Genomic DNA, 20,507 nt, shown 5'->3' with positions numbered 1-20,507 from the left:
GGTTGCGGGTTCGGGGGGCGGGGGCGGCGGCGGTGGGGGTGGTGGCGGAGGGGGTGGCGGTGGTGGCGGTGGTGGCGCCGGGGTGGGCGTCGGCGGAGGCTTCGGTTTCGGGCCCGCCGTGCACGTCGCGCTCCCCGCGACGGCGACCGCCGAGCCCGACGACATCTCACCGCTGGGCGAAATGGAGGCGTACGAACAGTTGTCGGCGGCGGCCGGTACGGGGCTCAGCAGCAGCCAGACCAAGGTGGTGGCGGCCAACAGGCGTCCTGGGAACGGAGGGTGCACGTTCGGGATCATCGACCCGGCGGGCCACCGGCACGCCACGGTCCCGCTCGCTTCCCCTGATGGGTGGGACTTCAGGGGTTTTGCGTTTGAGATGGCCGGGGCCGCCGCGAAGGTCATTGGGAAATTTCTGCGAACGCATTGAACACCGGGACACTTCCCGCCCGTACCTAGGGCCATGAGCGACGCACAACGGCGTCGCAACACACCCTCGGTGCACAGGAGTCCACATGAAGACCTGGCGGAACGTCTCGCTCGCGGTGACGGCGGCGGCTGTGATGGCGCTGACGACGGCGTGCGGTCAGGACACGGCCACCGAGTCCCCCAACGGTCAGGCGGTGGGAAACGCCAACCCAGCGCAGCAGCCCGCCGACACCGGCTACGGCTCCGACAAGGGCGGTTACGGCGACGACGCCGCCGGCGAGGCCGCCGCCCCCAAGGCCGCGGGTCAACTCGCCGTCTGGGACAGCAAGAAGCTCGGCGAGGTCGTCACCGACAGCGAGGGCTTCACGCTCTACCGGTTCGACAAGGACACCGCCAGTCCGCCGAAGTCGAATTGCGAGGGAGACTGCGCGAAGGCATGGCCGGTCGTACCGGCCGGCGACGCCACGGCCGCCCCCGGTACCGACGCCTCGATGCTCGGCGAGGTGGCGAGGGCCGACGGCACCAAGCAGCTCACCATCGGCGGCTGGCCCATGTACCGCTTCGCCAAGGACGCCAAGCCCGGCGACGCCAAGGGCCAGGGTGTCGGCGGCACTTGGTTCGCCTCCGCCCCCGACGGCAAGAAGGCCGCACCGGGCGCGGCGGGCGGCGGCGCCGGTGACGCGGGTGACGCCGGTGACGCGGGCGAGGCCCAGAACCCCGCCGACCTCGCGGGCATGTCCGTACGCAAGGACGCCAAGCTCGGCGACGTCGTGGTCGACTCCAACGGCATGACCGTCTACCGGTTCAAGAAGGACTCCGCCTGGCCGATGAAGACGGCCTGCACCGGCGCCTGCCTCGACAAGTGGCCGGTCGTCCCGCCGGTCGAGAAGAACGACACCGAAGGCATCCTCAAGAAGGGCTTCGTGACCTTCGACCGCCCCGACGGAATCAAGCAGCAGACGATCGACTGCTGGCCCCTCTACACCTTCTCGGGCGACGCGAAGCCGGGTGACACCAACGGCCAGGGCGTCGGTGGCACTTGGTACGCGGTCTCGCCCGAGGGCAAGCTGGTCGGCGCGCCGAAGTAGCTCCGACAGCGTCCCCACGCTGTGGCGCCCGGCCCGGCCGGCCCGTCTCTCCGCCCCGCCGCGGAAGGGACGGGCCGGTCATTTGTGTCGCACATGCCTGCGGCGTGTGACCGAGAACGGACCGCGAATTTCCGTTTTTGCTCGCTCTGATGCCTGCCGATCAGTAGCCTCGGCTCGAACACCGGTCTTGCTCATGACCGGATGTCCCGTGGCGATGAGTTGGAGACATGATGGAGCGACCCGCCTGGGCACCACAGGGCATCGACCTCACGGTGCCGAGCGTGTCCCGGATTTACGACTTCTACCTGGGCGGTTCGCACAACTTCGAGGTCGACAGGCAAGCAGCCCGCAAGGCAATGGAGTTCATGCCGGGCCTCCCGAAGATCATGCAGGCGAACCGGGCGTTCATGCGCCGCGCGGTGCGCTTCGCGGCCGACGAGGGAATCACCCAGTTCCTCGACATCGGATCGGGCATACCGACCTTCGGCAACGTCCACGAAGTCGCCCAGGCGGCCAACCCCGATGCCCGCGTGGCGTACGTCGACCACGACCCGGTCGCCGTCGCGCACAGCCAGGCGGTGCTGGCGGGTAACGACCGGGCCGGTGTAGCGGCGGCCGACCTGCGCAAACCGCAGGAGATCCTCAGCAGCCCCGTCGTCGGCGAACTCATCGACCTGGACCGGCCGGTGGCGCTGCTGCTCGTCGCCGTACTCCACTTCGTCGAGGACGCCGACGATCCGCAGGCCGCCGTCGACACCCTGCGCGACGCCCTCGCGCCCGGCAGCATCCTGATCCTCACCCACGCCTCCTACGAAGGAATCCCGCTCACCCAGGAGCAGGCGGGCGGCACGGTCGGGGTCTACAAGAACATCAGGAACCCGCTGATCATGCGCTCCCGCGAGCAGGTCACGCGGTTCTTCGAGGGATTCGAGATGGTCGAGCCGGGACTGGTCGCGATGCCCGAGTGGCGGCCGGAGACCCCGCTCGCGCAGGAGGATCCATTCGCCTTCTCGGGCTTCGCAGGAGTGGGACGCAAGGCGTGAGCGTGCCATCGCAGGCACCGGTGGACGACAGACTCGGGCGGTTCGCCACCATCTGGAGCCGGGCGATCTTCCCCGTCACCGCCACCTCCATGACCCGGCCCGAGGTGGAACGGCACCTGCTGCCGCTCGCACGGCAGTTAAGCGCCGCGCTGCACCGCCGCCCCTTCGACACGGCGCCCGCGCACGAAGTCGGCGCCGCCCTGGTCGCCGCCCACTGCACCGACCCGGAAGCCCTCGTCCGTACGCTCGCAGTCGTCGACTCCTACCTGGTGCTGTACTGCGCCGAGGAGGAGGACCCGACCGCCGATCCCGCCGCGATGGAAGAGCACCGAGCTCGCTGCGCCCGGCTCCAGCACGCCATCGCCGGCGGCTTCGCACGGGCCCTGCGTGAGCGCACCCTCGCCGAGCAGGAAGCGGTCGCACGGTCGTCCCTGCTGGCGAGCAGCGAGGCGCAGAAGGCGCTGCACGACACCGAGACGCGCTTCCGCGCGGTCTTCGAGGGAGCGGCGGTCGGCATCGGCATCGCCGACCTCGACGGCAACATCCTGGAGGTCAACGAAGCGCTCATGCGCATGTTCGGCGGCCTCGACCACTACATGCGCGGCCGGAAGGTCAGCGAGTGGGTCCACCCCGAGGACACGCCGCACGTCTGGAAGCTGTACGGCGAGCTGGTGCGCGGCGAGCGCGAGAACTACCGCGTGGAGAAGCCGTACTACCGCACCGACGGCACCGTCCTGTGGACCAATCTGACGGTCTCGCTGCTGCGTGACGCCGACGGGAAGCCGCAGTACCAGCTGGCGCTCATGGAGGACACCACCGAGCGGCGGCTGCTCAACCTGCGGCTCCGCTACGAGGCGACTCACGACGCCCTGACCGGTCTGCCGAACCGTACGCTCTTCTTCGAGCGTCTGGAGAAGGCGCTGTCCGCGGGCGACGGCATGCGCTTCGGCCTGTGCTACCTCGATCTCGACGGTTTCAAGGCGGTCAACGACAGCCTCGGCCACTCGGCCGGCGACCGGCTGCTCGTCGAGGTCGCCGACCGCCTCCAGAGCTGCGCGACAGCGCCCGGCGAGATGGTGGCCAGGCTCGGCGGCGACGAGTTCGTGGCGCTCACCACCGGTCCCGACACCCGCCAGGAGGTCGACGAGCTCGCCGCCCGCATCCTGAACGCGCTGTCGGCCCCGATCCGCATCGAGGGCCGGGATCTGACCGTACGCGGCAGCATCGGCATCGTCGAAGGCCCGGCCGGCGAACGCGGCCCGGCGGAGGTGCTGCGCAGCGCCGACATCACCATGTACCGCGCCAAGTCGGCGGGCGGCAACCGCTTCGAGACCGCCGACGCCGAGGCGGACGCCCGCGCCATCACCCGGCACGGGCTCACCAACGCCCTGCCCGCCGCGCTGGAGCGGAACGAGTTCTTCATCGAGTACCAGCCGCTCGTGCATCTCGGTGACGGCAGTGTGCACGGCGCGGAGGCGCTGGTGCGCTGGTGCCATCCGCAGCACGGCGTGCTCGGCCCCGACCGGTTCATCCCGCTCGCCGAGCACACCGGGCTGATCGTCCCGCTCGGCCGCTGGGTGCTCGAAGAGTCCGTACGCCAGGCCAGGTTCTGGCAGAAGCGGCACACCGACGGCGGTCCGCTGCGCATCAACGTGAACCTCTCACCGATGCAGCTCCACCACCCCCGGCTGGTCGCCGACACGGTGGACGTGCTGGAGCGGGCAGGCCTCGAACCGGGCGCCCTGTGCCTGGAGGTCACCGAGTCGGCGCTGATCGGCGCCGACGACGACCTGCTCAAGCCGCTGCGCCAGCTCGCCGAGATGGGCGTCGACATCGCGCTCGACGACTTCGGCACCGGCTACTCCAACCTCGCCAACCTGCGCAGACTGCCGGTCAGCGTGCTCAAACTGGACCGCTCCTTCACCCAGTCCATGCAGCAGCACCCGGCCGACGACGTCGACCTGAAGATCGTCGAGGGCATCGTGTCCCTGGCGCACAGCCTGAAGCTGGCCGTGACGGTGGAGGGTGTGGAGACGGGCGCGCAGGCCGCGCAGCTGCGCGAGCTGGGCTGCGACACCGCACAGGGCTGGTACTACGCCAGGCCGGGCGCACCGGACCGCATTCACACCTTGCTGCTGGCCGACGCCGTCTGACGGACCCGGGAAGCGAGGAGTACGTTCTGGAGCTCGCGCGCCGCGCGCGGCGGAGCCACGTCGCTGCGGTGCGCGAGTGCGATCGTACGGTGCAGGCCCGGCCGCGCGAGTGGCGTGACCCGCAGGTCGCGCCCCGCCCGCGCGGCCACCATGCGCGGTACGACGGCGAGCCCGAGGCCGGCCCGTACGAAGCCGAGAACGGCGTCCATCTCGCCGCCCTCCACCGTGAACGACGGCTCGAAGCCTTCGGCCCGGCAGGCGGCGACGGTCAGCTCCCGCAGGTCGTAGCCGTGCCGGAACATCACCAGCGGCTCGCCCTCCAAATCGGCGACGCGTACGGACCTGCCGCCTCTTCCGGGACGGGGCAGTGAGGCGGCGGAGACCACGACCAGGTCCTCGTGCAGCAGCTCGACGGTGGTCAGGGCGGGCGACGGCGTCGGCAGCGGCAGCACGACGAGGGCCAGGTCGAGTGCGCCGCGCGCCAGCTCCCGCACGAGATCGTGCGAGCCGCCTTCCTCGATCAGCAGCTGGATGCCGGGATGCAGATCATGAAAGGTGCGCAGTACGTCCGGGAGCAGCCCGGTGCACAGACTCGGCGTCGCACCGAGCCGCACCCGGCCCCGCCGCAGCTGCGCCAGCTCCTGGACTTCATGCCGGGCGGTGTCGGCGTCCGCGAGGATGCGCCGGGCGAGCGGCAGCAGGGCCTCGCCGGCGTCGGTGAGGGCGATGTTGCCGCGGGCGCGGGTGAAGAGGTCGGCGCCCAGCTCCTTCTCCAGGGCGCGGATCTGCTGGGAGAGGGAGGGCTGGGAGACGTGCACCCGCTCGGCGGCGTGGGTGAAGTGGAGGGTCTCGGCGACGGTCACGAAGTAGAGGAGCTGCTGGAACTGCATGAGGCCACGATATCGAGAATAGCCAGAGCCTATGGACATGAGCCGGACCATGTCTTGGACCTCTGAGGGGCGACGGCCCTAACGTCAGCCCCATGGCACTGGCTACGCGGACGGAAGAACGGCAACCGTCACTCACGCGCTCGTTCTGGGGATCGACCGTCGGCAAGAAGACGGTGATGGCCGTCAGCGGCCTGATCATGCTCATGTACCTGGTCGCCCACATGCTCGGCAACCTCAAGATCTTCTTCGGTTCCGGGGAGTTCAACGCGTACGCGCACTGGCTGCGGACCATGGGGGAGCCCCTGCTGCACTACGAGTGGGCGCTGTGGATCGTGCGCGTGGTGCTGCTCGCGGCGGTGGTGATGCACGGCGTCGCGGCGTACCAGCTCAGCAGGCGGGACATCAAGGCGCGGCCGAGCAAGTACGTGCACAAGAGGCGGCGGGCGAGCTACGCGACGCGCACGATGCGGTGGGGCGGGATCATCCTCGCGCTGTTCATCGTGTGGCACCTGCTGGACCTGACGACGCTCACGGTGAACGAGAACGCGCAGCCGGGGCGCCCGTACGAGAACGTCGTCGCGACCTTCTCCACCTGGTACGGGAACGTCATCTACCTCGTGGCGATGCTGGCTGTCGGGCTGCACATCCGGCACGGCTTCTGGAGCGCCGCGCAGACGCTGGGCGTGGGGAACGCGCGGCGCGACCGGATCCTCAAGACCATGGCCAATGGCCTGGCGCTGGTGCTGACCGCCGGATTCATCTCCGTACCGGTCGCCGTGATGACTGGAGTGGTGGGCTGACATGAGTGAGTACAGGGACTACGCCGACTACACGGCCTACGCGACCGGCGCTCCGGTCGTCGACACCAAGGCCCCCACCGGCCCCATCGCCGAGCGCTGGGACACCCGCCGCTTCGAAGCCAAGCTGGTCAACCCGGCCAACCGCCGCAAGCACACCGTCATCGTCGTAGGCACCGGCCTCGCGGGCGGCGCGGCAGGTGCCACGCTCGCCGAACAGGGCTACCACGTCGTCCAGTTCTGCTACCAGGACTCACCGCGCCGCGCCCACTCCATCGCCGCGCAGGGCGGCATCAACGCCGCCAAGAACTACCGCAACGACGGCGACTCCATCCACCGCCTCTTCTACGACACCGTCAAGGGCGGCGACTTCCGCGCCCGCGAGTCCAACGTCCACCGCCTCGCGCAGATCTCCGTCGAGATCATCGACCAGTGCGTCGCGCAGGGCGTGCCCTTCGCGCGCGAGTACGGCGGCCTGCTCGACACCCGCTCCTTCGGCGGCGTACAGGTCTCGAGGACCTTCTACGCCCGAGGCCAGACGGGACAGCAGCTCCTGCTCGGCGCCTACCAGGCGCTGTCCCGGCAGATCGCCGCCGGCAACGTCGAGATGCACGCGCGCACCGAGATGCTCGACCTGATCGTCGTCGACGGGCGGGCGCGCGGCATCGTCGCACGCGACCTGATCACCGGCCGCATCGACACGTACTTCGCGGACGCCGTGGTGCTCGCGAGCGGCGGCTACGGCAACGTCTTCTACCTCTCCACCAACGCCAAGAACTCCAACGCGACGGCGATCTGGCGGGCCCACCGGCGCGGCGCGTACTTCGCCAACCCGTGCTTCACCCAGATCCACCCCACCTGCATCCCGCGCTCCGGCGACCACCAGTCCAAGCTCACCCTGATGAGCGAGTCGCTGCGCAACGACGGCCGCATCTGGGTCCCCAAGGCCCAGGGCGACACGCGCCCGCCGGCCGACATCCCCGAGGACGAGCGCGACTACTACCTGGAGCGCATCTACCCGTCCTTCGGCAACCTCGTCCCGCGCGACATCGCCTCGCGCGCCGCCAAGAACGTCTGCGACGAGGGGCGCGGCGTCGGCCCCGGCGGGCAGGGCGTCTACCTCGACTTCGCCGACGCGATCCGGCGCCTGGGCCGCAAGGCCGTCGAGGAGAAGTACGGCAACCTCTTCGAGATGTACGAGCGGATCACCGCCGAGAACCCGTACGAGGTGCCCATGCGCATCTACCCGGCGATCCACTACACCATGGGCGGCCTGTGGGTCGACTACGACCTCCAGACCACCGTCCCCGGACTTTTTGCCATCGGCGAGGCGAACTTCTCCGACCACGGCGCCAACCGCCTCGGCGCGTCCGCCCTCATGCAGGGACTGGCCGACGGCTACTTCGTCCTGCCGTCCACCATCAACGACTACCTCGCCCGCAACCCCCACCACGACGACGTCGACGCGACCCACCCCGAGGCGGTCCGCGCGGTGGCGGAGACCAACGACCGCCTGGAGCGGCTGCTCGCCGTCGACGGCGACCGCACCCCCGACTCCTTCCACAAGGAGATCGGCGAACTCCTGTGGGAATACTGCGGGATGGCGCGTACGGAGGAGGGCCTGCGCAAGGCGCTCGGTCGCATCCCGGAGATCCGCGAGGAGTTCTGGCGCAGGATCAAGGTGCCGGGTACGGGCGAGGAGCTCAACCAGTCGCTGGAGAAGGCGAACCGCGTCGTCGACTACCTGGAGCTCGCCGAGCTGCTCTGCCTCGACGCCCTGCACCGCACCGAATCCTGCGGCGGCCACTTCCGCGAGGAGAGCCAGACCGCGGGCGGCGAGGCGGAGCGCAGGGACGAGGAGTTCTCGTACGCCGCCGCCTGGGAATTCGCCGGTACGGGCGCGGCGCCCGTCCTGCACAAGGAAACCCTCGAATTCGCCTACGTCCACCCCACCCAGCGGAGTTACGCATGAGGCTCACCCTGCGCGTCTGGCGCCAGCGCAATGCCGACGCCCCCGGCGAGATGGTCACGTACGACATCGACGACATCTCCGAGGACATGTCGTTCCTGGAGATGCTCGACACGCTCAACGAGAAGCTGATCCTGCGCGGTGACGAGCCGGTCGCCTTCGACCACGACTGCCGTGAGGGCATCTGCGGCGCGTGCGGCGTCGTCATCAACGGCGACGCGCACGGTCCGGAGCGCACCACCACCTGCCAGCTGCACATGCGGCACTTCAACGACGGCGACACGGTCGATGTCGAGCCGTGGCGGGCCGGAGCCTTCCCGGTGGTCAAGGACCTGGTCGTCGACCGGTCGGCGTTCGACCGGATCATCGGCGCCGGCGGCTACATCAGCGTCCCCACGGGCGCCGCGCCCGAGGCGCACGCCACACCCGTGCCCAAGGCGGACGCCGACTTCGCGTTCGAGCACGCCGAGTGCATCGGCTGCGGCGCGTGCGTCGCGGCCTGCCCGAACGGCTCGGCGATGCTTTTCACCTCCGCGAAGATCAACCACCTCAATGTGCTGCCGCAGGGCGCACCGGAGCGCGAGACGCGCGTCCTGGACATGGTCGCGACCATGGACGAAGAGGGCTTCGGCGGCTGCACTCTGGCGGGCGAGTGCGCCACGGCCTGCCCGAAGGGCATTCCGCTGCCGTCGATCGCGGCGATGAACAAGGAGTGGCTGCGGGCGACGCGGAAGGCGCCGCGCCGCTGACGCCACAGCGTGGTTGTGGGCATGTCACCCCCTCCTGCTAATCTTTCGCCCCAAGATCGGGAACGGCTTGCAGGCGGGGGAAGATGGCCGGGCAGACGCAACAGGGTGGCTACCGCGTACAGAAGAGCGGGATGGCCGCCGAGGCGGACAAGCTCGACCGCGCGGGCGACGACGCCGGTGACATCGGCGCGGCTCTCCAGGAGCAGCTCTGCTACACGCCGGACGCCCTGGGCGGTTCGGACTCGGGCCCGGCGTTCTCCAACTTCTCCGAAGCGTGGCAGGCCGAGGCCAAGGTCCTGGAGAGCGCGCTGCACGAGCTGGCCGACAAGGTCCGTATCTCAAAGGCGAATTACCACGGCGCCGACGTCAGCACCATGAACGACCTCCAGGCGAGCGGGGGCGGCGGCCTGACGACCATGCCGGCCCCCGCGCCCGCCGGATCTGTACCCGGAATGCGCACCATGCCGGCTGCCGGCCCGCCGCCGCCCGGTTCGCCCCCCGTCGGCCTTGCCGACTTCGGCTGAGCGCTGCCTTCTCCCTCTCCCTGTTGACCTCTCCGAACCGAAATGCCGGAGGCCGCAAAGCCATGCCCGCCGCAGGCGAATCCACCACCGACCGCCGGGAGAAACTCGCCGGTTACCAGCGGTCCATCGCCGGTGCCGGCGACAAGAACACCCTGATCGAGGCCATCCAGAACGCCTTGAACGTCTCCGCGCCCGTCGGTTCCCCCAGCACTCTCGACGACATCGCCAAGCGGTACGCCAAGCAGGCCGAGGCGGCGCGGGACGTCCAGGACCGGGTCGAGCAGGTCGCCCAGAAGGGCCTGCCCGACGCCTGGGTGGGCAGCACGGGCGCCAAGGCTCAGGAGGTGGTCCTCGCCGCGGCACGATCGGCCGAGCAGATGGACCAGGCAATCCGCGGCGCGCGAAGGGTCCTGATCCTCCTCTCCGACGCCCTCACCAACGCCCAGTCCGAGGACAAGGGCGGGCGTGAGCAGCTGCGCGAAGCGCTCGGCATGCTCGGGGGCGAGGACGGCTTCTTCGACGACATGGTCGAGAAGGACGCCGAAGAAGCGGAGCGGCTGCGCGCCCGCAACATCGCCTCCGCCGGAGCGAAGACCATGCACGCGGCGGCGGAGAAGGCCGACGACGCGGCCCGCGAGGCCGCCCGCGACCTGAACAAGCTCGCCGCCGAAGCCCGCGCGGGCAAGATGAAGACCGACAACATCTCCGCCGCCGACCGTCTCGTCCTGGCGGACACCGGGGTGGCGGGCAGATCCGCCGAGTTGAACGAGCTGCTCACAGCCAACGACCTGGAACGCTCGGGCAAGGCCATGGAGCGCATGAACGCCCGCGACCAGGCGGAGTTCGAGCGCATGCTCAAGGAGTCCAAGAGCCCCCAGGAGCGCGCGTACCTGGTGAAGGCCCTCGCGGCGGGATACGACCTGAACGAGGTCTCCGAGTTCCGGGACAAGATCCACGGCAAGGACCCGGACTGGCTGCAGCGGCATTTGACGCCGGTGGTCCACGGGGACCCGAGCGACACCACCACCTACGGTCAGAAGTTCAATGGGAAGGACTGGTCCCAGGACGGTGAAACCTGTGTGCCGTCCACCGTCGTCACTGGTCGCGCCATGGTCGACCCCGTCTACGCCCTTGAAATCACCGGCGGCCCGTCCGGCCAGGAGGACGACCCGGATGCCTTCCGCGAGCGCCTCACCGAGGAACAACTGCGGCTGCACGAGGAAGGCGACGGCAGCGACTCCTACGACTTCCCCTTCGGCAGCACCCCGAGTGGTATGGACAACGAGGGCAAGACCACCATCTCCAACAAGGAGATCAGCCCGCACACCGGCGGTGAGTACGAGCTTCAGGAAACCGGGAGCGCCGACGCCCGCCGTGACGTCCTGCCCGACATCGAGAAGGCAGTCGCCGAGGGCAAGCCCGTCCCGATCGGCGTACAGGGGCAGGAGAACGGTGAACGCGTGGGTCACTCGATGATGATCGTCGGCCAGGAGGGCGACATGCTCCAGATCTACAACCCGTGGGGAACGACCACCTGGGTCAGCGAGGACGACTTCATCAACGGCAAAATGGGCAGTGCGTCGCGCGAGAGTCTGTCCGACCCCTACGCCGTCCACCTTCCCGCCGAGTGAACGGGTCCGACATGCGCCACCGGCTTGCTGCCGCCTTCGCCCTGACCTTGTCCGCCCTCGCGCTGGCGGGGTGCGGCCTCTTCGGGCCGGAAGCCTATGAGACCGACGAGAGGTCCATCGAAGTCGACGCGGGTGAAGACTTCAGACTGACCGTCCCGGCCAGCCCCGGCATGGGACAGAACTGGTATCTCGCCACCCCACATCCGGACGACGACGTCGTACGGCTCACGGGACAGGACGAGGAAACAGAGGGCAGCGACCTGGACGGCGGAGCCAAGGGCACGCAGTTCTTCGACTTCAAGGCGGTCGAACCGGGCACCACGAAGATCAAGCTGCTGCATTGCCCACTGGGCCGCTGCGGCGGCGAGTTCGGTGATCCCGCGCCTTCCCCCTCCACGTCGCCCTTCCCCACCGCGACGGCAACGCCCGGCCTCGATCCCGAGTACTTCATCTACACGGTCACTGTCCGATGACCGGATCCGAGGGACCCATGAACCCCACCCCCCGCCCCACCAAGACCGACGACGACTGCGCCCGCCTCGACGTTGCCACGATGCTGCGCTACGGCATCCCGGCCGAAGGCCCGCACCGCACCGCCCTGTTCGGTGACGGCGCCATCGGAGCCGCGGTGGTCCTGGACCGGCTCGGCGTCCTGCCGCGATCGGTCTCGTTCCTCGCCAAGGTCGTGCGCAGTGGCGGCGTACGGTACGCGGCCCAGCTCCCCGAACTGCTCCCGAACCCGGCCGCCACGGACACCGTCCGCCCCTGGCTGGAGGCGGCCGGGACCGTCGCCCGCCCGGTCGTCGGCGACGAAACCACCGCCCGCTGGCTGGAGTCCGTGGCCGAGCTGATCGGCCTGCGCCGTACCTCCCGCGCCAGGGGCCGGTGACACCGTCCCGATGTCCGCCACGCGCAATCGACTCGCCCCCGCACTTGCCCTGACCCACGAGTACGACGAGAGGTCCATCGAGGTCGACGCGGGCGACGAGTTCACGCTGTCCGTACCGGCCAGTCCCTCGCTCGTCGAGAATTGGTACGTGGCCGATCCCCGCCGCGACGATGCTGCCGCCCTCGCCGCCGCCGGGCCCCAGGTCGATCACCCAGTCGGCGCCCGCGACCACGGTCATGTCCAGGCGCCGGTCGCCGCCTCCGTGCCCGTGAGCCCCACCAGGCGGGCCAGCCGCCGGTACGAGTCCAGGAGTGCCCCGCGGTCGTACGTACTCGTCACGACCAGGTACTCGTCGGCGCCGCTGCGGCCCAGCACCTTCTCCAGGCCGTCCGCGACCTCGTCCTCGGTGCCGTGGATGTGCCCACGCCGGGCGTCGTCGAAGAGCCCGCGCTCACGGTCGCTCATCGGCCGGGCCAGGATCTCGTCGACGGGCGCGAGCGGCGGGAACGATCCGTGGGTGCGGGAGTACGCCGATGCCCAGGCCTCCGGGACCAGCAGCCGCCCGGCCTCCTCGGAGGTGCCGGCCACGGCGACTGTGCCGGACAGGACGACGTACGGCCGCTCGCCCCAGGGGGAGGGGCGGAACGCGTCCCGGTAGCCGTCGATCGCCCGCAGCATCTCGTCCTCGCCGCGCGCCGCCGCGATCACCAGCGGCAGCCCGGCCGCCGCCGCGACCTGGGCCCCGGCGCCGGTGGCCAGCACGAACGCGGGCACCCGCAGCCCCTCGGCGGGGTGGGCGTGGACCTGCGGATGCGCGCTCTGGTCGCCGGTGAAGTAGCCCAGCAGCTCGCTGAGCTGCGTGTCGAACGAACCGGCGTCGTTCTTGTCCCGGCCCAGCGCCTTGCGTATCCCGTCGGTGAAGCCGACGGAGCGGCCGAGGCCCATGTCGATGCGGCCGGGGAAGAGCGACTCCAGTACGCCGAACTGCTCGGCGACGACCAGCGGCTGATGGTTCGGCAGCATGACGCCACCCGTGCCCACGCGGATCGTGGACGTCGCGGCCGCGACAGCGGCGCCGAGCACAGTCGGCGCGGAGCCGGCGACGCCGGGCACACTGTGGTGCTCCGACACCCAGAAGCGGTGGTACCCCAGCGCCTCGATCCGCCGGGCGAGGTCCACGGTGTCCCGCAGCGCCTGCGGGGCGTCGTGCGCCTCGCGCGTACGGGAACGGTCGAGTACGGAGAACCGGGTCTGCGCGATCACTGAGCTCACACCCACTTCAACACCTGGCCCGCGCGGGGATTCCCGGCCGGGGCGGAAAGATCCGCCCCGGACGTCCTATGGTGCCGGAATGACGCACAACAGCAGGCCACTGGCCGTATTCGACCTCGACGGAACCCTCGCGGACACGGCGCATCGCCAGCGCTTCCTGGAGCGCAAGCCGCGGGACTGGGACGGCTTCTTCGGCGCGGCGCCCGACGATCCGCCGCTGCCGGAGGGTGTGCGGATGGTCCAGGAGAGCGCGCGGGAGTGCGAGGTCGTCTACCTCACGGGCCGCCCTGAGCGGTGCCGGCGCGACACGCTCGACTGGCTCGCGGCGCAGGGCCTGCCCGAGGGGCGGGTCTGGATGCGGCGCGACAACGACCGGCGGCCCGCGCGCCACACCAAGCTGGAGATCCTCGAACGGCTGGCGGCGCAGGGTGCGGAGATCCGCATGCTGGTGGACGACGACGAGTTGGTCTGCGTGGCGGCCGAGCAGGCGGGCTTCACGGTGGTGCGCGCGGGGTGGGCGGTGACGTCGGCGGCGCTCAAGGACGCGCAGGAGCGGGAGGGCCGCACCTGATGCGTCATCCGGGTGTTACTGGGTGTCTTCGAGGCGGAATCCGACCTTGAGGCCTACCTGGAAGTGCTCGATCCGGCCTTCGACGATGTGGCCGCGCACCTGTGTCATCTCGAACCAGTCGAGGCCGCGCAGGGTCTGCGAGGCGCGGTCGATGCCGTTGCGGATGGCCTGGTCGAGGCCCTCGGTGGAGGTGCCGACGATCTCGGTGACGCGGTAGGTGTGGTCGGACATGCGGCGCTCCCTCTTGGTGCTGCGGCGCGGGGGGTGTCCCGGCGCGCTTCTACCCACCGTGCCCCACTGCCCGGCGGGGCGCATGTCCGGCTGCTGGGGCTTGGAGCGCCTGCGGCGGGCCTTTTCCCCACCCCGCCCCTTCCCGAACTGGGGGCAAGCCCCCAGCCCCCGGGACGCCCTACGGGCGTGTCCTCAAACGCCGGACGGGCTGGATTCGGCCGCACCATCCAGCCCCCGCCCCGCACCACCCAGCCCCTCCGGCGCTTGAGGACCGGGGTCTGGGGCAGCGCCCCTCACGCGGCGGAGCCGCAAAGTGTCACAGCGGGAAGGGGCGGGGTGGGGAAAGCCCGCCGCAGGCGCCTACACCGCCACCGCCAGCGACAGCGCGAACCGCTCACCCCCATCGGTCCACCACTCCCGCAGCTCCATCCCCGCCCCGGCGAGCTCGCGGCGTACCCCCTCCCTTCGGAACTTCGCCGAGATCTCGGTGCGTATCTCCTCGCCCGCCTCGAACGGCACCGCGATGTCCAGCTCCCGGATCTTCACCGTCAGCGCCGCCCGCGCCCGCAGCCGCATCTCGATCCACTCGTGCCCGCGGTCCCACACCGCGACATGGTCGAAGTCGTCGGGATCGAAGTCCGCGCCCAGCGCGCGGTCGATGACGGACAGGACGTTCTTGTTGAACGCGGCGGTGACCCCCTGCGCGTCGTCGTACGCCGCCACCAGCGTCACCTCGTCCTTCACCAGGTCGGTCCCGAGCAGCAGCGCGTCACCGGGGGCGAGGATCGACCGTACCGACTTCAAAAAGGCCGCGCGCTCGTCCGGCAGAAGGTTGCCGATCGTGCCGCCCAGGAAGGCGACCAGGCGAGGTCCCGGCGTTCCCGGCAGGGCCAGGCCGCGCGTGAAGTCCGCGATCAGTGCGTGTACGGACAGGGCGGGCCGCTCGTGCAGGAGCGACGACGCGGCCGCGGTCAGGGCGCTCTCGCTGACGTCCACCGGGACGTAACTGACCAGCTCGGGCAGCAGCGCGTCCAGCAGGTGGCGGGTCTTCTCCGAGGAGCCCGAGCCGAGCTCCACCAGCGTGCGCGCCCGCGTCGCGGCCGCGATCTCGGGCGCGCGGGCGATCAGGATCTCCCGCTCCGCCCGGGTGGGGTAGTACTCGGGCAGGCGGGTGATCTCCTCGAACAGTTCGCTGCCGCGCGCGTCGTAGAACCACTTCGGCGGCAGCACCTTCGGCGTGCGGGTCAGGCCGTGCAGTACGTCGGCACGCAGATCGGCGTCCGTCGCGTCCTCGGGCAGGGTGCGGGTCAGCAGGAACGGGCTCACGCGGTGGGCTCCTTGAGCGGGGTCAGCAGGACATCGGTGCGGGTGGCGGCAAGGAGGGTGTGGTCCGGGACCTCGCGCCAGTGCGGATCGTCGTCGTACGGCTCGGAGGCCACGATCGTGCGACGACCCGGCTCCGCGTGGTACCAGAGGGTGTCGCCCCAGGCGGTCGCGGCGACCGTCTCGCCGTCCGTGAGGAGCAGGTTCAGGCGCGAGCCCGGCGCCGCCTCTGCCAGCTCCAGGACCGTGTCGGCGAGCGCCTGTCCCAGCTCGTCGCCGTCGCGCAGCCGGTGCAGTACGAGCGCCCAGACCAGCGCCGAGTCGCATCGCGCTTCCAGGGCGAGCAGCTCGGCGGCGGGCAGCGCGCCCGCGAGCAGCGCGGCCGACCGGGGCCAGCCCTTGAGCGCGCCGTTGTGGCTGAACAGCCACGGCCCGGCGGCGAACGGCGCCGCCGCCGCCTCCCCGTCCGCGCCCGCCTGGGTGGCGTCTCGGACCGCCGCGAGCACGGCTGTGGAGCGTACGACCCGCGCCAGGTCGGCGAAGGAGGCGTCGGCCCACATCGGCCCCGAGCGGCGGTAGCGGGCCGGCACCGGGTCGCCCTCGGCGTACCAGCCGACCCCGAAGCCGTCGGCGTTGACGGTCCCGTACCGCTGGAGCCGCGGCGCCCACGCCTGGCGGTACAGGCCGTGGGCCGGCTTCACCAGGAGGTCACCGAGGGGCACAGCAGGCCCGAGGCAGGCGAAGTGGCGGCACATCAGCCACCACCCCCGCCGCGTACGTCCCGCGTGTCCGGCGCGTCGCGCGCCGTACGGAACCCCGAGAAGATCTGACGGCGTACGGGCAGGTCCCAATTGCGGAACGTGCCGCGGCAGGCCACCGCGTCGACAGCGAACGAACCACCCCGCAGCACCTTGTGCGCACTGCCGAAGAAGACCTCGGAGTACTCCCGGTACGGGAAGGCGGCGAAGCCCGGATAGGGCAGGAAGTCGCTGGACGTCCACTCCCACACGTCGCCGATCAACTGCCGTACGCCCAAGGGCGATTCACCGGCGGCGTACGCCCCGACCGGCGCCGGCCGCAGATGGCGCTGGCCCAGGTTGGCGTGGACCGGGGTGGGGTCGGCGTCGCCCCACGGGTAGCGCAGGGAGCGCCCGGACGCCGGATCGTGCCGGGCCGCCTTCTCCCACTCGGACTCCGTGGGCAGCCGCCGGCCCGCCCACCGCGCGTAGGCGTCCGCCTCGTACCAGCTCACATGCAGGACCGGCTCGTCCTCGGGTACGGGCTCCACCACCCCGAAGCGCCGCCGCAGCCACTGGCCGCCCTCGCGGCGCCAGAACAGCGGGGCACGGAGGTCGTGCTTGCGTATCTGCGCCCAGCCCTCGGCCGCCCACCAGCGCTCGTCGGTGTAGCCGCCGTCCTCCATGAAGCGCAGGTACGCGCCGTTGCTCACCGGCACCGTGTCGATGAAGAACGCCGGGACGAAGCGGTGATGCGCGGGCCGCTCGTTGTCGAGCGCCCACGGTTCGGTGGAGGTGCCCATGGTGAACGGGCCGCCGGGGACAAGGACTTCCCGCGGCAGACCGGCCGTCGCGGCCGTGGGGCGCGGGGGCAGGGGAGCGGTGAGAGCCGCAGGTCCGCGCCGGAGCTGATGGGTGATCAGCATGGTCTCGTCGTGCTGCTGCTCGTGCTGCGCGACCATCCCGAAGGCGAAGGCCGCGTCCAGCAGCGGGTTGCCGCGCAGCGGACTGCGTTCGAGTACGTCGAGGGCCCGGCCGCGCACATCGGCGGCGTACACCCGAGCCTCGGCGGGGGCGAGCAGCGGCAGGGTGGGGCGCTCGGAGCGCGGGTGCTCGAAGGCGTCGTACACCGAGTCGATCTCGGGGCGCATCGCGTCACGTCCGGCGACCGTCCGCAGGAGCCACAGCTCCTCCTGGTTGCCGATGTGCGCCAGGTCCCAGACCAGCGGTGACATCAACGGGGAGTGCTGGGCGGTCAGTTCGCCGTCGTCCACACAGTCGGTGAGCGCGGCGGTGCGCTCGCGCGCCCGGAGCAGCGCGTCGACGGCGAGGGTGCGCAGCGCTTCGGGGTCCGTGGTGGCCATGAGGTCGCTCATGTACGGAGGTCCTTCCCGTGTCCGGGGTCGAGCAGATCGTCGGCGGGGCATCGCCCGTGTATGACGTACCGCTCGGTGAACGCGGCGACGGCGCACTGCACGGCAGTGGACGCGCCGAGGCGGGGCAGCGCGTCGAGCGCCGCGTCGAAGCAGAGCTGGGCGGCCGCCCGCAGCTCGGCATCGGCCAGCCCGTACAGCGCGGCGTTGATCCACAGCGGATTGCGGGGCGCGGGCAGGGAACCCGCGGTGTCCGCGAGGGGCTTGACGGCCCGGTACGCGATTTCCGACGCCGCCGGGTCGTCGAAGAGCGCGGTGGTCACGGCGAGCGGAACGATCCAGCCGTCGTCGCCCGGCTGCGCGTCGATCATGCGCAGTTCGAGGTGACCGCGCGGCCGTACCGGCGGAAAGAGCGTGGTCAGGTGGTAGTCGAGGTCCGCGCGGGTCGGCGGTCGCGGCGCCCCGGAGCGTATCCAGGAACGGAAGGACAGCCCGTCCGGTACGTCCCACGGCTGGTCGGCCGCACCTCTCACGCACATCACGGGAGCGTCCAGCACGCGGTCCGTCCACGCGCCGCGTGGCTCCGCGTCGAGGGGCGGGGCGCAGGAGCGGCCGGGGTCGATCTCCGTCCAGATGGCCTGGCGCGTGGAGCGCCAGCCGGTACGACGCCGGTGGTGGAAGGGGGAGTTGGCGAACGCCGCCGACAGTACGGCGCCGAGGAGGTGGGCGAGCAGCCAGCGCCGCCCGTAGCCGAGCGGGCCCGGTTCCTCGGTGCCCGCGTCCAGACAGACCTGGACGGAGGCGGACGAACACATCATGGCCCGGCCGGCGGGGCCTGCCCGGTCGAGATACGCCTCCATCGCGTCGTAACGCGGCTCGTGCATGAGGCGCTTCGGGGGGTGCCAGGGGTCCGTACCGATGCCGGTGAGGCCGAGGTCACGGGAGCGCAGAGCGGCGCGTACGGCGTCCAGGTCCGCGGAGACGGAGTCGATGCACTCCGTCAGGGAGGGGGCCGGGAGGGAGCTGAGTTCGAGCTGGCCGCCCGGCTCGACGGTGAGGGCCGAGAGCAGTGGCAGGGCCCGCAGAGCGGTCATGGCCGCTTCGAGGCGGGCGGGTTCGACGGGGAGTTCGGGGAGGTGGAGCTCGTGGACGAACCATTCGAGTTCGACGCCGACGATGCTCGGTGGACCTGTCTTGAAACAGATGCCGCGCAGTAATGCTTCCGCGCCGGCCTCGGTGACCGGCGCGCCTTCCTGTACGAAGTCGCCTGGGGGCATGGCCTGTTCCTCCTGCCGCGGATCGTGCCTGAGCCCGCCCCGGGGACCGGGACGGGCATCGCCCCCCAGCTAAGCCACTGGCAGCGCATCGCACAAGAGTGTCCTCGCAGGCGCGAAAACTCCGTTGCGCCGGGGACCGCCGGTCGCGGACGATCTCACCTGTGAGTGCACGACTGCGCGGAATCGCGAAAGAGACCGAAGAGATCGTCCGGGCGGGCCGGTACGCCGCCCCGGACGGCCGCGTCGTGCCGATCGGCGAGGAACTGGCCGCCGCCCTGGCGGGGACCAGGGTGTACGGCCCCGACCCGGTCGCCGTCACGCCGGACACCGACCGTACGACGGCCTTCGAGGTCACGGGCGAGAGCAGCCTGGAGGCCGCGCGCAGGCTGACCGGCGGGGGCCGCGCGGAATCCGGCCCGGTCGCCGTGCTCAACTTCGCCTCCGCGCGCAATCCGGGCGGGGGCTACCTGAACGGCGCACAGGCGCAGGAGGAGGCACTGTGCCGAGGCTCGGCGCTGTACGCGACCCTGCTGCGCGCCCCCGAGTTCTACGCCCACCACCGGGCGGACCGCAGCCCGTTCTACACCGACCGGGTGATCTACTCGCCCGGCGTTCCGGTCTTCCGCGACGACCGCGGCGCGCTGCTCGCCACGCCGTACACCGTGGGTTTCCTGACCTCGCCCGCGCCCAACGCGGGAGTGATCCGCAGCCGCGAGCCGGCGCAGGCGCACCGCATCCCCGCCGCGCTCGCGTCCCGGGCGGGGCGGGTCCTGGAGACGGCGGCGGCATGCGGCTACCGGCGGCTGGTGCTGGGCGCGTGGGGCTGCGGCGTCTTCATGAACGAACCGGCAGCCGTGGCGGGCGCGTTCCACACGCACCTCACCGGGGAAGGCCGCTTCTCGGGCCACTTCGACGAGGTGGTCTTCGGCGTACTGGACCGCACGCGCGAGGCATCGGTTCTGGCAGCTTTCCACGCCAGGTTCGCAACGAACCTGGCGCCCAACCCGTAGCCGCAGCCCACTCCCGAGCCGGGGCCGGGGCCCGAGACCCAGACCCAGGGTCAGCTCCAGCCGTAGCGTTCGTGCAGGCGTTGTACGACTCGGTCGAAGCTCGGGCGGTCCAGCGCGCATGCCTCGCGCCGCATCCCGGCCTCGTGCACCCGCAGGACCCGGTCGAGGTCGACCCAGGACTCGCGCCCCGCCCTGTCCCACGGACCCGAACCGATCGCCGCCCACTCGCGGTCGTGGTCGTGCCGCTTGCTGGACAGCCGTACGGCGAGCAGCGTGCCCACCGCCTCGCGGGCGACCACGAGCACGGGCCGGTCCTTGCCCCGCCCGTCGTTCTCCTCGAAGGGCACCCAGGTCCAGACGATCTCTCCCGGGTCGGGATCGCCGTCGCGGTCCGGCGCGTACGAGGTCCGTACCGGACCGATCACCCGCGGGTCCGCCTCGGCGGTCGCGGCCGGGCCGCTCTGACCGGGCAGCGGTTCGGTGATGTCGTCGGAAGAAGTCGTCACACGGGTGAGGGTAGGGCCTGGACGGCCCAGTCCGCGGAGCGGGCCCGG

21 protein-coding genes are annotated in these 20,507 nt (G+C 71.1%); 13 read left to right on the top strand and 8 right to left on the bottom strand.

What is annotated here, in order from left to right; genetic code table 11:
* The 4 genes from J7E96_RS15880 to J7E96_RS15865 all read left to right on the top strand — a co-directional run.
* Nucleotides 1-427: hypothetical protein (locus tag J7E96_RS15880; RefSeq protein WP_215131922.1), on the top strand; the 427-nt coding region annotated here is incomplete at its 5' end.
* An 85-nt stretch (nt 428-512) separates the two neighbouring features.
* The gene (locus J7E96_RS15875; protein ID WP_215131920.1) at nt 513-1,514 is read left to right on the top strand and encodes an SCO0930 family lipoprotein; all 1,002 of its coding nucleotides are present in this window, start codon (nt 513-515) and stop codon (nt 1,512-1,514) included.
* 230 nt (nt 1,515-1,744) lie between these two features.
* Nucleotides 1,745-2,557: an SAM-dependent methyltransferase gene (locus J7E96_RS15870; RefSeq protein WP_215131936.1), complete on the top strand. Its 813-nt coding sequence runs from the start codon at nt 1,745-1,747 to the stop codon at nt 2,555-2,557.
* On the top strand, nt 2,554-4,710 hold the full coding sequence (locus tag J7E96_RS15865) for a putative bifunctional diguanylate cyclase/phosphodiesterase (RefSeq protein ID WP_374196684.1): 2,157 nt from the start codon (nt 2,554-2,556) through the stop codon (nt 4,708-4,710). Before J7E96_RS15870 ends, J7E96_RS15865 begins: the two co-directional genes overlap by 4 nt.
* Here J7E96_RS15865 and J7E96_RS15860 read toward each other — a convergent pair.
* Nucleotides 4,680-5,600, bottom strand: a complete 921-nt coding sequence (locus J7E96_RS15860; protein ID WP_215131918.1) for a LysR family transcriptional regulator — start codon at nt 5,598-5,600, stop codon at nt 4,680-4,682. The two genes, J7E96_RS15865 and J7E96_RS15860, sit on opposite strands and share 31 nt — an antisense overlap.
* A 92-nt stretch (nt 5,601-5,692) precedes the next feature.
* Between J7E96_RS15860 and J7E96_RS15855 the strand changes: the two genes are divergently transcribed.
* The 7 genes from J7E96_RS15855 to J7E96_RS15825 all read left to right on the top strand — a co-directional run bounded on the left by J7E96_RS15855 (nt 5,693) and on the right by J7E96_RS15825 (nt 12,159).
* Nucleotides 5,693-6,400 carry a succinate dehydrogenase cytochrome b subunit gene (locus tag J7E96_RS15855; protein ID WP_215131916.1) on the top strand — a complete coding sequence of 236 codons (708 nt, stop codon included), beginning with the start codon at nt 5,693-5,695 and terminating at the stop codon, nt 6,398-6,400.
* 1 nt (nt 6,401) lies between these two features.
* Nucleotides 6,402-8,369 (top strand): fumarate reductase/succinate dehydrogenase flavoprotein subunit, encoded by a 1,968-nt coding sequence (locus J7E96_RS15850; RefSeq protein WP_215131914.1) that lies wholly within the window; start codon nt 6,402-6,404, stop codon nt 8,367-8,369.
* A complete protein-coding gene (locus J7E96_RS15845; protein ID WP_215131912.1) occupies nt 8,366-9,115 on the top strand; it encodes a succinate dehydrogenase/fumarate reductase iron-sulfur subunit in 750 nt (249 codons plus the stop codon). The genes J7E96_RS15850 and J7E96_RS15845 overlap by 4 nt, the downstream gene beginning before the upstream one ends.
* A gap of 83 nt (nt 9,116-9,198) precedes the next feature.
* Entirely contained in the window at nt 9,199-9,639 is a 441-nt protein-coding gene (locus J7E96_RS15840; RefSeq protein WP_215131910.1) for a hypothetical protein, read from the top strand.
* 62 nt (nt 9,640-9,701) lie between these two features.
* Nucleotides 9,702-11,270, top strand: a complete 1,569-nt coding sequence (locus J7E96_RS15835) for a WXG100 family type VII secretion target (protein ID WP_215131908.1) — start codon at nt 9,702-9,704, stop codon at nt 11,268-11,270.
* Complete coding sequence (locus J7E96_RS37405; protein WP_215131906.1) at nt 11,267-11,743, top strand: protease inhibitor I42 family protein; 477 nt, start codon at nt 11,267-11,269, stop codon at nt 11,741-11,743. Before J7E96_RS15835 ends, J7E96_RS37405 begins: the two co-directional genes overlap by 4 nt.
* A 17-nt stretch (nt 11,744-11,760) precedes the next feature.
* On the top strand, nt 11,761-12,159 hold the full coding sequence (locus tag J7E96_RS15825; protein WP_215131904.1) for a hypothetical protein: 399 nt from the start codon (nt 11,761-11,763) through the stop codon (nt 12,157-12,159).
* A gap of 234 nt (nt 12,160-12,393) precedes the next feature.
* On the opposite strand, the gene J7E96_RS15820 is transcribed toward J7E96_RS15825, so the two are convergent.
* Nucleotides 12,394-13,431 carry an LLM class flavin-dependent oxidoreductase gene (locus tag J7E96_RS15820; RefSeq protein ID WP_215131902.1) on the bottom strand — a complete coding sequence of 346 codons (1,038 nt, stop codon included), beginning with the start codon at nt 13,429-13,431 and terminating at the stop codon, nt 12,394-12,396.
* 79 nt (nt 13,432-13,510) lie between these two features.
* Here J7E96_RS15820 and J7E96_RS15815 point away from each other — a divergent pair, with 79 nt between their 5' ends.
* Entirely contained in the window at nt 13,511-14,002 is a 492-nt protein-coding gene (locus J7E96_RS15815; RefSeq protein WP_215131900.1) for an HAD family acid phosphatase, read from the top strand.
* A 15-nt stretch (nt 14,003-14,017) separates the two neighbouring features.
* On the opposite strand, the gene J7E96_RS15810 is transcribed toward J7E96_RS15815, so the two are convergent.
* The 5 genes from J7E96_RS15810 to egtA all read right to left on the bottom strand — a co-directional run bounded on the left by J7E96_RS15810 (nt 14,018) and on the right by egtA (nt 18,943).
* Entirely contained in the window at nt 14,018-14,233 is a 216-nt protein-coding gene (locus J7E96_RS15810; protein ID WP_215131899.1) for a dodecin, read from the bottom strand.
* Between the two features lie 360 nt (nt 14,234-14,593).
* Nucleotides 14,594-15,559 carry an L-histidine N(alpha)-methyltransferase gene (gene egtD, locus J7E96_RS15805; protein ID WP_215131897.1) on the bottom strand — a complete coding sequence of 322 codons (966 nt, stop codon included), beginning with the start codon at nt 15,557-15,559 and terminating at the stop codon, nt 14,594-14,596.
* On the bottom strand, nt 15,556-16,311 hold the full coding sequence (egtC, locus tag J7E96_RS15800; protein ID WP_215131894.1) for an ergothioneine biosynthesis protein EgtC: 756 nt from the start codon (nt 16,309-16,311) through the stop codon (nt 15,556-15,558). The genes egtD and egtC overlap by 4 nt, the downstream gene beginning before the upstream one ends.
* Nucleotides 16,311-17,669, bottom strand: coding sequence for an ergothioneine biosynthesis protein EgtB (gene egtB / locus J7E96_RS15795; RefSeq protein WP_215131892.1), 1,359 nt, complete (start codon nt 17,667-17,669; stop codon nt 16,311-16,313). Before egtB ends, egtC begins: the two co-directional genes overlap by 1 nt.
* Entirely contained in the window at nt 17,666-18,943 is a 1,278-nt protein-coding gene (egtA, locus tag J7E96_RS15790) for an ergothioneine biosynthesis glutamate--cysteine ligase EgtA (RefSeq protein WP_215131890.1), read from the bottom strand. The genes egtB and egtA overlap by 4 nt, the downstream gene beginning before the upstream one ends.
* Before the next feature lie 161 nt (nt 18,944-19,104).
* Here egtA and J7E96_RS15785 point away from each other — a divergent pair, with 161 nt between their 5' ends.
* Nucleotides 19,105-19,953 carry a TIGR02452 family protein gene (locus J7E96_RS15785; RefSeq protein WP_215131888.1) on the top strand — a complete coding sequence of 283 codons (849 nt, stop codon included), beginning with the start codon at nt 19,105-19,107 and terminating at the stop codon, nt 19,951-19,953.
* 50 nt (nt 19,954-20,003) lie between these two features.
* On the opposite strand, the gene J7E96_RS15780 is transcribed toward J7E96_RS15785, so the two are convergent.
* Entirely contained in the window at nt 20,004-20,459 is a 456-nt protein-coding gene (locus J7E96_RS15780) for a type II toxin-antitoxin system PemK/MazF family toxin (protein WP_215131886.1), read from the bottom strand.
* Nucleotides 20,460-20,507: the final 48 nt, after the last annotated feature.

The organism is Streptomyces sp. ISL-96 (assembly GCF_018614035.1).
Lineage (GTDB): Bacteria > Actinomycetota > Actinomycetes > Streptomycetales > Streptomycetaceae > Streptomyces.
Note: the sequence above shows the minus strand (reverse complement) of the source record. Positions and strands in the feature narration are given on the sequence as shown.